At 42.6% G+C, this 14,043-nt stretch carries 13 protein-coding genes; 6 read left to right on the top strand and 7 right to left on the bottom strand.

Annotated features, from left to right (window positions below; all coding sequences use genetic code 11):
- Positions 1-364 precede the first annotated feature (364 nt).
- From leuC to leuB, 4 genes are all read left to right on the top strand, one after another.
- Positions 365-1,813, top strand: coding sequence for a 3-isopropylmalate dehydratase large subunit (gene leuC, locus ACEO2X_RS09025; RefSeq protein WP_004976092.1), 1,449 nt, complete (start codon positions 365-367; stop codon positions 1,811-1,813).
- A 97-nt stretch (positions 1,814-1,910) separates the two neighbouring features.
- Entirely contained in the window at positions 1,911-2,561 is a 651-nt protein-coding gene (gene leuD, locus ACEO2X_RS09020) for a 3-isopropylmalate dehydratase small subunit (protein ID WP_004976094.1), read from the top strand.
- Between the two features lie 102 nt (positions 2,562-2,663).
- Positions 2,664-3,227 (top strand): hypothetical protein, encoded by a 564-nt coding sequence (locus ACEO2X_RS09015; RefSeq protein WP_154321072.1) that lies wholly within the window; start codon positions 2,664-2,666, stop codon positions 3,225-3,227.
- A 39-nt stretch (positions 3,228-3,266) separates the two neighbouring features.
- Positions 3,267-4,346 carry a 3-isopropylmalate dehydrogenase gene (gene leuB, locus ACEO2X_RS09010; RefSeq protein ID WP_004976098.1) on the top strand — a complete coding sequence of 360 codons (1,080 nt, stop codon included), beginning with the start codon at positions 3,267-3,269 and terminating at the stop codon, positions 4,344-4,346.
- Positions 4,347-4,460: 114 nt separating this feature from the next.
- Here leuB and ACEO2X_RS09005 read toward each other — a convergent pair whose 3' ends face one another.
- Both ACEO2X_RS09005 and infA read right to left on the bottom strand, forming a co-directional pair.
- A complete protein-coding gene (locus ACEO2X_RS09005; RefSeq protein WP_167845758.1) occupies positions 4,461-4,871 on the bottom strand; it encodes a hypothetical protein in 411 nt (136 codons plus the stop codon).
- Between the two features lie 158 nt (positions 4,872-5,029).
- Positions 5,030-5,251, bottom strand: a complete 222-nt coding sequence (gene infA / locus ACEO2X_RS09000; protein WP_001284370.1) for a translation initiation factor IF-1 — start codon at positions 5,249-5,251, stop codon at positions 5,030-5,032.
- Between the two features lie 230 nt (positions 5,252-5,481).
- On the opposite strand from infA, the gene ACEO2X_RS08995 reads away from it, so the two are divergent.
- Positions 5,482-6,489, top strand: coding sequence for an AraC family transcriptional regulator (locus ACEO2X_RS08995; RefSeq protein WP_004976104.1), 1,008 nt, complete (start codon positions 5,482-5,484; stop codon positions 6,487-6,489).
- A 130-nt stretch (positions 6,490-6,619) separates the two neighbouring features.
- On the opposite strand, the gene truA is transcribed toward ACEO2X_RS08995, so the two are convergent.
- From truA to asd, 5 genes are all read right to left on the bottom strand, one after another.
- Positions 6,620-7,417, bottom strand: coding sequence for a tRNA pseudouridine(38-40) synthase TruA (gene truA, locus ACEO2X_RS08990; RefSeq protein ID WP_154321070.1), 798 nt, complete (start codon positions 7,415-7,417; stop codon positions 6,620-6,622).
- A 12-nt stretch (positions 7,418-7,429) separates the two neighbouring features.
- Positions 7,430-8,410 (bottom strand): asparaginase, encoded by a 981-nt coding sequence (locus tag ACEO2X_RS08985; RefSeq protein ID WP_004976109.1) that lies wholly within the window; start codon positions 8,408-8,410, stop codon positions 7,430-7,432.
- A 46-nt stretch (positions 8,411-8,456) separates the two neighbouring features.
- Positions 8,457-9,758 (bottom strand): fimbrial protein FimV, encoded by a 1,302-nt coding sequence (locus ACEO2X_RS08980; protein ID WP_371971756.1) that lies wholly within the window; start codon positions 9,756-9,758, stop codon positions 8,457-8,459.
- Between the two features lie 66 nt (positions 9,759-9,824).
- Positions 9,825-11,243 (bottom strand): FimV family protein, encoded by a 1,419-nt coding sequence (locus tag ACEO2X_RS08975; RefSeq protein ID WP_228153767.1) that lies wholly within the window; start codon positions 11,241-11,243, stop codon positions 9,825-9,827.
- A 169-nt stretch (positions 11,244-11,412) separates the two neighbouring features.
- On the bottom strand, positions 11,413-12,531 hold the full coding sequence (gene asd / locus ACEO2X_RS08970) for an aspartate-semialdehyde dehydrogenase (protein ID WP_371971754.1): 1,119 nt from the start codon (positions 12,529-12,531) through the stop codon (positions 11,413-11,415).
- 189 nt (positions 12,532-12,720) lie between these two features.
- Between asd and ACEO2X_RS08965 the strand changes: the two genes are divergently transcribed.
- The gene (locus tag ACEO2X_RS08965) at positions 12,721-13,848 is read left to right on the top strand and encodes an endonuclease/exonuclease/phosphatase family protein (protein ID WP_371971752.1); all 1,128 of its coding nucleotides are present in this window, start codon (positions 12,721-12,723) and stop codon (positions 13,846-13,848) included.
- The last annotated feature ends 195 nt before the right edge of the window (positions 13,849-14,043 follow it).

The following is a 14,043-nucleotide window of genomic DNA, read 5'->3' as shown; positions in this document are numbered from 1 at the left end:
CATAATTCCAGACAAAATTTACTTCGGATGCTAACTGATTTAGCACCTTGCAATGTTTGTCTTTTATGCGTAATTTGAGTGTCTTCATCCAATTATTTTAACAGTATTTTTCTTAATAGTGACTATATTACAAGTATTTAAAACGACATTTCGTGTCGTTCATATGGTTTACTCCAGTCGCTTATATCCTCGTGCTGAACCACGAGGTTTTACGCTCCAGTGGATAAAAATTATTTTGCTAGAAACAACTAAATAATTCCTAAAAGTTTTTAAATTAATAAAAATGATAAATTAGATTTATACAAATTCGCGGTTATAATCAAATTAATGAAAAAATTACCCAGTCCAGTGGAGTAGATCTGACATGGCAGGCGAAAACCAACAAGCACAAAATCCAGCTGCAAAAACTTTGTACGACAAATTGTGGGATGATCACTTGGTCACTCAACGTGATGATGGCTCGGCTTTATTGTATATCGACCGTCATTTATTGCATGAAGTGACTTCTCCACAAGCCTTTGAAGGTTTGCAACTTGCAGGACGTAAGCCGTGGCGTTTAAGTGCCAACGTGGCAACGCCTGACCATAACGTACCAACGTCTAAGAAAGAACGTGCAGACGGTATTGCAGGTATTGAAGATGATACCTCACGTATTCAGGTACAAACTTTAGATGACAACTGTAAAACCTTTAACGTGGTGCAGTTTGACATCAACGACATCCGTCAGGGGATTGCGCACGTGGTTGGGCCTGAGCAGGGCTTAACTTTGCCAGGTATGACCGTAGTTTGTGGTGACTCACATACAGCGACTCACGGTGCATTTGGGTGTTTAGCGCATGGTATTGGGACGTCTGAAGTTGAACACGTATTAGCAACCCAATGCTTAGTTCAAAAGAAAATGAAAAACATGCTAGTGCGTGTAGATGGCAAATTAGGTCAAGGTGTTACACCGAAAGATGTCGTTTTAGCGATCATTGGTAAAATTGGTACTGCAGGCGGTACAGGTCACGCGATTGAGTTTGGTGGTCAAGTATTTCGTGATATGTCGATTGAAGGACGTATGACAGTATGTAATATGGCGATTGAAGCAGGCGCGCGCGTAGGTATGGTCGCTGTGGATGACAAAACCATTGAATACGTGAAAGGTCGTAACTATGCACCAAAAGGCGAGCAATGGGATGCAGCAGTTGCTTACTGGAATACTTTACACTCAGATGAAGGCGCGCACTTTGACACCGTAGTGGTATTACAAGGCGAAGAAATTGAGCCGCAAGTGTCTTGGGGAACTTCACCTGAAATGGTCATTCCAGTATCACAAGCCGTACCAACTTTAGAGCAGGCGAAAGATGATGTACAGCGCAATGACTGGACGCGTGCTTATCAATATATGGGCTTAACTGCAGGTCAGTCTTTGGCAGATATTCAATTAGACCGCGTATTTATTGGCTCATGCACCAACTCGCGTATTGAAGATATTCGTGCAGCCGCTGAAGTGATTAAAGGTCGTAAAGTTGCAGCAAGCATTAAACAGGCGATGGTGGTTCCGGGTTCTGGTTTAGTTAAGCAACAAGCGGAACAAGAAGGCTTAGACAAAGTGTTTGTAGAAGCAGGCTTTGAATGGCGTGAACCAGGTTGTTCAATGTGCTTGGCAATGAACGCAGACAAATTGCAACCGGGTGAACACTGTGCATCGACTTCAAACCGTAACTTTGAAGGTCGTCAAGGTAACGGTGGTCGTACCCATTTGGTGAGTCCAGCAATGGCAGCTGCGGCAGCAATCGCAGGTCATTTTGTAGACGTACGTTCATTCTAAGTTATGCCTTCATCCCAGCCTTCTCTCAGAGAGATGGCGTTCCCTCTCGCTATAGCAGAGGGCAAGGGAGAGGTTACGGATTCAGTGAGAATTAAACATGAAAAAATATACCGTTGAACAAGGTATCGTTGCACCATTAGACCGTGCCAATGTCGATACAGACTTAATCATTCCAAAACAGTTTTTGAAATCTATCAAACGTACAGGTTTTGGCGATAACTTATTTGATGAATTGCGTTATTTAGATGAAGGTTATCCGGGTCAGGACAACTCAAAACGTCCGATTAATACTGAGTTTGTATTGAATCAGCCGCGTTATCAGGGTGCTTCAATCTTAATTTCACGTGCCAACTTTGGTTGTGGTTCAAGCCGTGAGCACGCACCTTGGGCATTGAATGAATATGGTTTCCGTACCGTTATTGCACCAAGCTTTGCCGATATTTTCTTCAATAACTGCTTTAAAAACGGCATGTTGCCTGTGATCTTGTCTGAAGAGCAGGTCGAGCAATTATTTAAAGAGTGTGCGGCGACTGAAGGCTATCAATTAACCATCGACTTGGACGCACAAGAAGTACGTACACCAAGCGGTACGGCATTTAAATTTGAAGTAGATCCATTCCGTAAACACTGTTTATTGAATGGTTTGGATGATATTGGCTTAACATTACAAGCAGCCGATGACATTCGTGCTTATGAAGAGAAAACTAAGCAGTCGCGTCCATGGGTTTTTGCCGAAATTCAGGCATAAATTCGCTGAAATTTGTCATAGCATCGCTGCCTAACTCTTGCTAACATCGGCACATAATAATTTTTATATTTTGTATCTAACAGGTGAGGTTGGGCGCGAACAATGACTAAAATTTTCGGTCGGCTTGCTGTCATTGGATTATGTATCACCATGCTAAGCGCATGCCAAACGTGGAATACAGCACGCATTAAACAGGTGAAAGAAACTGAACAAAGCAAATCCAATGCACTGATTTACTGTGCGGGTACAGATGATTGTGAGTTTGAGCGTTTAAATACGGTCACAATTGTCGATGCAGAAAAACATCGTGTTACACGTGCTGCCATTCAGGAGGGTTTAGTGCGTTTACAGGAATCATCCTTAAATAAATCCAATGCCTTGTATTTATCTGTACCGCCTAAACAACATGAATTGGTGATTCGCTTTTATCCCATTTCTAAAGATCGTGCAGAAAAACTGCATGTAATTCATAAGTTTAATGCCAAGCAAAAATATACCTTTAGAATGTATCGTGATCGAAGTCGTACTAAAGGCAGCTTATTAAATGTGTCTGCGCCAGATCCTTTATGTGTAGATTTGGTGCAAAACAACAAAACCATTCGACGTTTTTGCAAACCCTACAATGTCTTAAATGGCTTGGGTGAGTTTGTAGAACAAAAAATTTAATCCCACAGTCTTTGACTGTCATGAACAATGGAAACTCTCATGTCAAAACATATTTTGATTTTAGCTGGTGACGGCATTGGTCCAGAAATTGTGAAAGCTGCTGAACAAGTGCTGACACGTGTCAATGAAAAATTCAATTTGGGTTTGACTTGGGAACAAGGTTTATTGGGTGGTTCTGCAATTGATGCACATGGTGAACCGTACCCAGCAGTAACATCTGAGCAAGCGAAAAAAGCCGATGCAATTTTATTGGGTGCAGTTGGTGGTCCAAAATGGGACAACATTGAGCGCTCAATCCGTCCAGAGCGTGGTTTGTTAAAATTGCGTTCAGAACTCAATTTATTTGCGAACTTACGTCCTGCAATTTTGTATCCACAATTGGCAGATGCTTCAAGCTTAAAACCTGAAATTGTATCGGGCTTAGATATCTTAATCGTGCGTGAATTGACGGGTGGTATCTATTTCGGTCAGCCACGTGGTATTCGTGAATTAGAAAACGGTGAAAAACAAGGTTTTAACACCGACGTATATGCTGAGTCAGAAATCAAACGCATTGCAAAAGTAGCGTTTGAAATGGCGAAATTGCGTGGTGGTAAAGTATGTTCGGTAGATAAAGCCAACGTACTGGAAGTGACTGAATTGTGGAAGCAAACTGTGACTCAGTTACATGCAGAGCAGTACCCAGAAATCAACTTGTCGCACATGTATGTCGATAACGCAGCGATGCAATTGGTACGCGCGCCAAAACAATTTGACGTATTGGTGACAGGTAACTTGTTTGGTGACATCTTGTCTGATGAAGCGGCGATGTTGACAGGTTCTATTGGTATGTTGCCATCTGCATCTTTAGACGAAAATGGCAAAGGTATGTATGAGCCTTGCCATGGTTCAGCGCCAGATATCGCAGGTCAAAACTTGGCAAACCCATTGGCAACCATTCTTTCTGTGGCAATGATGTTACGTTACACCTTCCGCGAAGAAGCGGCAGCAAAAGCCATTGAAGATGCAGTAGGCAATGTATTAGATCAAGGTTTACGTACTGCCGATATTATGTCTGAAGGCATGAATAAAGTTGGTACTGTTGAAATGGGTCAAGCAGTCGTTACGGCACTCAACTAAAAATTTAAGCGATTTAACCTATCGCTTACAGCTCAAAATCAAATCATTAAACGCAGTCTTCGGGCTGCGTTTTTTTATTGGTTTTGTACTTTCAGAGTGTTTTAGCTAGGAGACTTAACAGCGTTGTCCCGAAACATACACTGCGGTAGCAATACCCTGCTGTAGGCGAAAATACAAATCACAAGTCAGTGCAACATCGTAACTTTCATGACTCGGGATACCGATATTTAACGGAACAGCACCAATACCTGTAGTGGGATGCTGCGCCATAGGGATCGGAACACGTACAGGACGAATAATGATACGGTAATGTAGCAATTGAGGGGTAGCTTGAGCTGTACCAAGCTGTTGATAGCCAATTTGGCTTAATTGCAAATGGGTCAGGATATATTGGCTAGATTGACCAATAAATTGCTGTAAATACGCATCGCGGTTTAAAGTGGAATGCGGTGGATTACTACTACACGCCACTAAACTGAGCGCAAAAAGACCTGTTATACAAGCAACGCAGGATCGAAATAACATGCTTTTTCTCCCTTGCTCAAAACTTTATTGTAGAAGGCAATGCAAGAAAAGAATGTGGTGATTCGATAAGCGGCGGGGACGAATTAAAGGCTAAACAGAATTTTTTTAAGTGAACGTAAAAAAGCCACTCCGAAAGTGGCTTTAGCTTACTCTAAAACTTAGCGTGCGCGATAAGTGATGCGACCCTTGGTTAAGTCGTAAGGTGTCATTTCAACTTTCACACTGTCGCCTGTTAAAATACGAATATAGTGTTTACGCATTTTACCAGAAATGTGAGCAATCACTTCATGACCGTTTTCTAAACGTACACGAAACATAGTATTAGGAAGCGTTTCGGTGACAACGCCTTCGAACTCGATGAGTTCCTCTTTATTGGCCATAGCCTACCTGAGTATCAAATTGGAAAGGCGCAAATTATAGGCAATTTTTCTGAAAAAAACAAGATGCTTTACCCTATACACAGCGCATCTGTTAGTAAAATAAGCGAATCATCGGTTTATACTTTTTCTGTAAAAATGGGCTTGGGTAGGTTGTCAGTTCGGTCAATCGCAGTTAATCTAATTTCAATCTTTTTAAGTATAAATGAAGTACATACAAGGAAGGTTTTTGCGTGGGTCAGCTAACTGATGCATCGGTTGTATTGCGTTTAGGCTACCAAGCGATTCGTCGTGCGGGGTTGCCAACCGAAGATATTTTAACAAAAGCAGGTGTGGCCTTAAATCAGGTCGAAGCCAATGAACGTACGCCTTTAAATGCACAATATGCGTTTTGGGTTGCGGCTGAGGAAGTCAGTAAAGACCCTGATATTGGTTTACATCTGGGGGAACATTTGCCACTTTATCGCGGGCAGGTGATTGAACATTTGTTTATTTCTTCAGAAAACTTTGGTGAAGGCCTAAAACGTGCTTTGGCTTATCAACGCCTGATTAGTGATGCTTTTGATGCCAAATTGGTGGTGGAAGATGGACGCTGCTATTTAACCAATGGCGTGCAGCCGTGGTCAGAAAATATCGTCAATCGTCATTTTTCTGAATGCGCCATGTCGGGTGTTTTACGCTTCTTTAAATTCATTACCGAAGGTCGTTTTCAGCCTATTTATATTGACTTTAACTTTAGTGATGGTGCTGCAGATGATGAATATTTCCGTGTCTTTGAATGTCCTGTGAGTTTGGGGCAGAAAGAAACGCGTTTGTATTTTGATCCGAGTATTTTGGATTATCCACTGTGGCAGGCAGAACCTGAGTTATTGCAATTACACGAACAGTTGGCATTGGAAAAACTGCAGGAACTGGCGCGTTATGATTTGGTTGGTGAAGTGCGCCGTGCCATTGGTTCGACCTTAGAAAGTGGAGAAACGACACTAGAAACAGTGGCGGCACAATTGAATATCACGCCACGCCGTTTGCGTACCCAATTGAGCGAAGCCAATACCAGTTTTCAGCAAATTCTGTCCGATTATCGCTGTCGTCTGGCTAAACGATTATTATCGAATACCAATGAAAGCGTGGAGCGGATTGTGTACTTAACGGGTTTTTCAGAGCCAAGTACTTTTTATCGTGCTTTTAAACGCTGGACCAATGAAACCCCAGTGGAATATAGAAAGCGCAAGCAGCGTTAAGTTTGAAAATTTAAAACCTTTCCTAAACAGAATCCCCCTAAATCCCCCTTTTTCAAAGGGGGGACTTTCGTTTTTAACGCCTCGAAATGGAGCTCCTCTCTTTGGAAAAGGGAGGTAGGGAGGGATTAAATTATTCCGGCATGTTTAACCAATGTGGCCCTAAAGGAACTTTCGGTAAATCATACTGTTCAGGATAATGTGCCTGAATAAAATACAAGCCATCTGGCGGGGCAGTAATCCCTGCAGCTTTACGGTCTTGAGCTGCAAAAATTTGGTCAATATGTGCAATGTCATACAAACCTTGCCCGATCTCCAATAGACAACCCATGATATTGCGAACCATGTGATGCAAAAAACCATCGGCTTGAATATCTAACACTAAATAATTGCCGTGACGAATTAAGCGGCAATGGCTGACATGACGGACAGGCTGATTGGACTGACACGCTGCGGCACGAAAGCTTTCAAAATTATGTGTCCCTTCAAATTTCTGCGCAGCCGCAATCATTTTATCGACATCTAAGGGATAATAAGCGTGAGTGACTTGTTTGTGCAGCAAGGCAGGGCGTTGTGGATTGTTATACACGACATAGCGATAACGCCGTGCCTGAGCCTTAAAACGAGCATGGAAGTCCATATCCATCGTTTTAATCCATTGAATTGCAATGTCTTTGGGTAGTTGGCTGTTGGCACCCATCAACCAACCGCGTTCAGGGCGAATGGCATGCGTATCAAAATGTGCCACCATATTGGTTGCATGCACGCCTGCATCGGTACGTCCTGCACCATGTAAAATAATGGGTTCATCGGCAATTTTGCTCAGAACTTTTTCAATGGTTTCCTGCACACTAGGTACGCCTGCTTGCTGGGTTTGCCAACCCCGATACCGAATGCCACAAAACTCAATTCCGATTGCAAAACGCTGCATAATCACCTCAAATCACACTGAAGACTGCCAATGCGCATACCACTGTGCAAGGCTGTCGTATTGTAAATACATTTTTAAGGCTTTGGCATAAAGATCTGCGTGACTTTGGCAATCACTGATTAAAATTTTACTGTCCTGTAACCACTGGCTGATCGCATAGCGTTGTTGCATGCCACCAAAAGTGACTTGGGTGGTGAGAATCACGGCACATTGTTGAGCTTGTAAGGCCTGAATTAACTCAATCACTTCGGCATTGACGGCCATATTGCCTGTACCATAACTCTGTAAAATGAGGCAGTGTGGTGGCTGTTGCTGTAAGGCTTTTAAATTATCGACCAAAGCGGAAATGGCAATTGGCTGTAACATCCAGTTCAGGCAGTTAAAGTGCTGGGCTTTTTCAATATGTTGAGTGCTAATGTTGAATGCTGGCTCATTCTGCGATTTGTTCTCCGTGTAAACCAAAGCAGACTGACCTGTAAATGCATTTAACTCGGTGGTGTGTTGTTTCAGTGCCGTTGCGGCATGAATCAGTTGCTGATGGAAGGCCAGATATACTCCCTGAGTCACTTGATGAATCTGTTGTAAAGCAAAATTTAGGTTGTCCAAGGCATCACTAAATTCACGGGTATCTGTGCCTTGTGCATTGAGTAAGGGATATTGGCTACCCGTGAGAATGACATGGGTACTTTGCGCTAAAAAACGTGCCAAGACTGCGCTGGCATAGCTGAGGGTGTCGGTGCCATGTAAAATAACGAAATGTTGAAAATCATCGTGTTGTAATTTTTGAATATATTGAATGAGCTGTAACCAGTCTGCGGCTGTGCAGGCACTACTGTCTTTAATGACAGGGGCAACAAAGCATTCAATCTCTAAATTTAGGGGTAAGACCTGTGCCAAGCGTGGCAGAAATTGCTCCGCAGGCATTGGGCTTAGTGGTTCACCGACACAGCCAAAAGTGCCGCCCATATAGATTAACGCAATTTTTTTCATCATAAAAAAAGCAGCCAAGAATGACTGCTTTATCTTAATCTGATTTGAATTAAGAAGCGATTTGATTCAGTAACTGATCGGCACGTTGGCGTTGTTCAGCAGAATAATTTGCGCCTTGTTCGCTAAGTAAAGCTTTCGCAGCATCATAAGCGCCCAATTCCACATATTGGTTCGCCAAGTCTAAATTCAACTGAATTTCATCTACTTGAGATAAGTCTGGGAATGATTTCACCAATGGATCATTTAGATCAACATCTGTGCTGACCACAGCTGCAGCAGGTTCAAGTGTAATACTTGGTACAGCAATGACTTCAGGCTCAATTGCAGGCTGAAGCTTAGTTTCTGCAGCAGGCGTACTTTCAAATGTGAAATTAAAATCAGGTGGTGCAGGTTCAGCTTTTGCTTCAACTGCAGGTGCACTTTCTGGTGTAGAAAAATTGAAGTCTAGACTTGGGGCTTCGACTGCAGCAGCTTCACTTATTGTTGATTCTGGGGCTGCTGTTTCTGGTGCTACTGTGGTTTCAGCTGGGCTTGGTGTTAAATCAAACGTGAAGTCGAGCGGTTTAACTTTCTCTGCAGGGCTTGCACTTGGTTCAGCTGTAATCGCAGGCGCTTCAGTTTTTACTTCTGTTGGTGCAGAATCGAGTGAGAAATTAAAATCCAGTGCCGCAGGTTCTGCTTTGACTTCAGGTTCGGCAGCAGGGCTGAAATTTAAGGATGAGGTGTCAAATTTCAAAGCTGCTTCAGGTTCTGCAGTTTTATTTGAAGTCAGTTCGTGCTGTAACTGGTCAAAAGAAGCCGTTTGATTTGGCGTACTCACAGGTGCAGTAAAATCTAAGCTGCTTGGAGCTGCAGTCGGCGCTTCATTTGCTGATTTTTCAGCAATATCTTCATGTGCATGACTGACTTTTTTTGCTTCAGCTTGTGACAGAATATCGTCAAGCTCTAAAGAGCGTAAATGATTCAGCAATTGATCAATTGCAAATTCATCTTTTTGTTGTAAATGAATATCAAGCAATAACAAATACAAACCATGCAATGAGTTATCATGTTTTAATGCTTGGTTAATTTGCGCTTCTGCAGCAAAGAAATTACGCTCTTTGATCAGGTTTTCAATGTTGGTTTGGATTTTTACAGGGACAGGGGTAGAGTGTTGTGGAGTTGGAACAACCTCTTCAACCACCACCGATTTCTGGGCAACTTTTTTGGTAGTTGTGGTTTTCTTGGCACTGGTTTTGGCTGGCGCTGCTGTTTTCTTGTTGCTTGGTTCGGCTTCTTTACTTGCTTCACGCTTTTTCAAGAAAATTGCGATCACCAGTAATAAAATAAACGGAATCACATAAATCAGCATGTTTATACCCCTTGAGGATGTGGTCCCTGTTTGACCTTATCCCAAAAAAATCATTGTGTGTAACATTTAGTGTTTTGGCTTATTTGCGGCTTGTTGTTTTTGCAATTGTTGTTGCAGTTCAGCAAGGCGCGCGTTGAGTAATTGAATTCTGTGATCCTTCTGACGTAATGCCAATTCTAATTCTGTTACGTTTCTCTGTAATTTAACGGTTTTCTCACGGGATGTCATAACTTTTAATGACAAGTCACCCGAAGTTTGTGTGGATTGTGTGTTCTTCTTGGCAGAACCGTGGGTGGAGTCCTGTTGATTCTCTGCCACGAGGCTCATTTCTGCTTGATTTAAACGATATTTGGCTTTGCCTGATTGTGGTGTACTGGCCGTTTCTGGTTTTGGAATTGCGGCTTTTTTCTCTGTTTTAGAGTTAGCTTGTGCATGTAAATTTAAGGTCGCACCACGACGCAAACGATTGGCATCGCCTTGAATAAAAGCATGCTCATTATTGGCTTTAATTTGCTGCATCACTTCAGCAACAGGGCGGTTATTTTCACCCGCAATGCGTGAGGCAATTGCCCATAATGATTCATTCGATTGCACCACGTGTTGGGTATTGACTGCAGGCATGGCTGTGGCAGGGCTTGGTTTAGCCTGTGCAGCCGCTGTTTGTGCAGGCTTTTTCACGGCAGCAGCAGGCTGAGTTTGTGCCAGTTGCTTCGTGCGTTGCTGTTCAGCAAATTTTTGTACCAATGGATCAGCCGATTGTTGTGCAGTGACTGACGTAGTCGCTGTAGATGCTGTCGGTGTTGGGTTGTTATTTGTTTTTGCTGGCGCTGCTTTTGGAGCAGCAACAGTCGTATTTTCACTCGCTGCGCTACGGCTTGGCGCAGTTTGAATCACTGTTACTGCTTGATGGTTTAACGCAGGCGGTGTATTGCGTTTAATGGTTAGCGGTGCTTCAAAAGCCTGTTGTTCAATTGCTTTGGGTGTTTCAACCTGATAGGCCGTACTTACAGGTAAATTTAAAGCAATATCTTGCTCATTGACAATCATAACAGGCATTAAAGCTTGTTCATTGCTACGTTGCATAGCGGCCAATGGCGCAGGTGCACTGCGTTTTAATGGGGTGCGAATATGTTGCAGGCGGGTTGCATTGCCTTCTTTAATTTTGACCACAATATTCAACTCAGACTCGGTTAACGGTCGAGATGAGGTAATGGTGATAACCCCTGTACCATTGCTGTTACGACGTGTAAAAAAGTTAAGATGACCAGGCGGACGGTGACTCGCACCAATCGACATCAGATCTTCTGCCGTAGCTAAACTGACATCAATCGCTTCATTCACATTCGATTGACGAAAGTTGATTTCGGCATAGAGCAATTCCCCAGTTGTTGACTGAATTTGAATCGGGTCAACATTCATTGCATACATTTGCTGTGAAGCCAAAATAGATAAAATGGCGATCTTTAATTTGTTATATACAGTCATCTTAATTGTTAGCTCGGTCATTTATCGCAAGGCGAAAAGGATAGAGTAGCGAGTTGTATGTCGATTGTAAAATATTAACACGTTGATTACATAAAAAAGCCAGTCAAATTTGACTGGCTTGTTGAGTTTGATCACAGAATCCAAAATGATTCAGTGCTCAAGACGAAGCTTAAGCATTTTTGTAATCAATTAAGATGCGTAACATACGACGTAATGGCTCTGCTGCGCCCCAAAGTAATTGGTCACCTACAGTGAAAGCACCAAGGTATTCTTTACCCATGTTCATTTTGCGTAAACGACCAACAGGTACTGTTAAAGTCCCTGTAACTGCAACTGGGGTAAGATCGGTCATTGATGCTTCGCGTGTATTTGGTACCACTTTTGCCCATTGGCTTGATTGACGAATCATATCTTCAATTTCGTTCAATGGAACGTCTTTTTTCAGCTTCAATGTGATTGCCTGAGAGTGACAACGCATTGCACCAATACGTACACAGTGACCATCAATAGGAACAATCTGCTGATTGCCTAAAATTTTGTTGGTTTCAACCTGACCTTTCCATTCTTCTTTTGACTGACCGCTTTCAAGCTGTTTGTCGATATATGGAATGAGAGAACCCGCTAAAGGCACACCAAAGTTTGCCGATGGGAAACCTTCGCCGCGTTGTAATTCGGCAATTTTAGAGTCGATGTCTAAAATTGGTGAACGTGGGTCATCCAACAAGTCTTTGGTGTTGTTATACAAGTAGCCCATGCCTGTGATCAGCTCACGCATGTTTTGCGCACCTGCACCAGAAGCTGCTTGATAGGTCATTGAAGTTGTCCATTCCACCAAATTGTTTTGGAATAATGAACCCAAGCCCATCAACATGAGTGAAACAGTACAGTTACCGCCCACAAATGTTTTGGTGCCATTCACCAAGCCATCTTTAATGACATTCATGTTGACTGGATCAAGTACGATAATCGCTTCATCATCCATACGTAGGGTAGATGCAGCATCAATCCAGTAACCATTCCAACCTTCAGCTTTAAGCTTCGGGAAAACGGCAGAAGTGTAATCACCACCTTGACAGGTAATAATGACATCCATTTGCTTCAGACTTTCAATATCTGTTGCATCCATAAGTGCTGGGGCAGTCTTACCACCAAACGCTGGTGCTTCACCGCCAGCATTACTGGTAGAGAAATAGAATGGCTCAAAATGAGCAAAATCATTTTCTTCAACCATACGTTGCATAAGGACGGAACCCACCATCCCGCGCCAACCGACCAGACCTACTTTCATGTCACTTTGCCTCGGTGCGTTAAAAAACAATAAAGGAATATAAGTCTATCAAAAGGGGACGCAACTGCAAGCATTACATGAACAAAACATGAGTATTATTGAGTGAAATCTCTTGTTTGTGTTACATACAAAATTGATAACTTTGGTTTTCATGTAAAAACGACAAAAAATACAAAAGAGTAAAGCAAGATGATTTGGGTAGAAGGGCTTGCAATATTAGTCATTTGGTTAAGTTTTTGGTCACTGATTCCGCGTGATGAATGGTGGATTCGGGGCGCAGATTTTCCACGTTTACAGATCTTGGTTTTGGGCATCATTGCCTTTGTTTTGCTACTGATTTGGGAGCAGGCGTGGGATGTGTCTAGCCAAGTGATTTTAATTGGGCTGATTGCGGCTTTGGCTTATCAGCTCAAAATGGTCTTGCCCTATACCTTGCTGTGGAAAAAACAGGTCAAACAAGTCCGTCCAGAACAACTAAATCCTGAAAAACAAATCTCATTAATCGTGTCCAATGTTCTGACACCGAATCAGAAATATCATCTGTTGATTGAACATATTCAAGCTTTAAAACCAGATTTAGTGTTGACCTTAGAATCTGACTTGGCATGGCAGCAAGCCTTGTCTGTGATTGAAGCCGATTATCCTTATCGGGTCGCTGCACCTTTAGATAATTTATATGGCATGCATTTGTATAGCCGTTTGCCATTAAAAGACAGTGAGATCAAATTTATTCTCAGCGATGAAATTCCATCCATTCATACCAGTGTGATTTTGCCTTCGGGGCAGCCTGTACAGTTGTATTGTTTGCATCCTAAACCACCAAGTCCTACCGAAGCCAAAGATTCAGTTTTAAGAGATGCCGAATTGTTGATTGTAGGCGATCAAATCAAAGATTTAGATGAAAGCTGTATCGTAATGGGTGATTTAAACGATGTGGCGTGGTCGCGGACTACGCGCTTGTTCCAAAGAATCAGTGGCTTGCTCGACCCGCGCGTAGGGCGGCACTATATCAATACCTTTCATGCCGATTATCCTTTACTGCGTTGGTCATTAGACCATGTATTTCATAGTACAGATTTTGCATTGGTGGATATGCAGCGTTTGGCACATATTGGTTCAGATCATTTTCCTGTGTATGTGGTATTGCAAACTGGGCGGGTGTTTGATCGAATTCAGGAAGAACTGCCGCAAACCGATGCCGATGAGCAGGAAGCACAACAGGCGATTCAGGATGGGATTGAAAAAGCAGAGCAAGAAGAAAAACTGGTGACCGATGAAATTGCACAACCGTATAAAGCACAGGATAAATCGGTTTAGAAATTAAACGAAAAGTGTACGAAATGGCTTACACGGATTTAGGCACATGACGCATGGTTTATTCTGACTGATCTGGTTAAGATTAATTCATCAGCACAAGGACTCGGGAACGGAATATCCCATTAAGGAAGACGACGCTGATGGGTGAACATCAAGGATATGATGTAGGTAAGGAACGCCACACAATAAAATAAC

It is taken from the genome of Acinetobacter sp. AL9 (assembly GCF_041464035.1).
Taxonomy (GTDB): Bacteria; Pseudomonadota; Gammaproteobacteria; order Pseudomonadales; family Moraxellaceae; genus Acinetobacter; species Acinetobacter towneri.
This window is presented reverse-complemented; position numbering and strand designations above follow the sequence as displayed.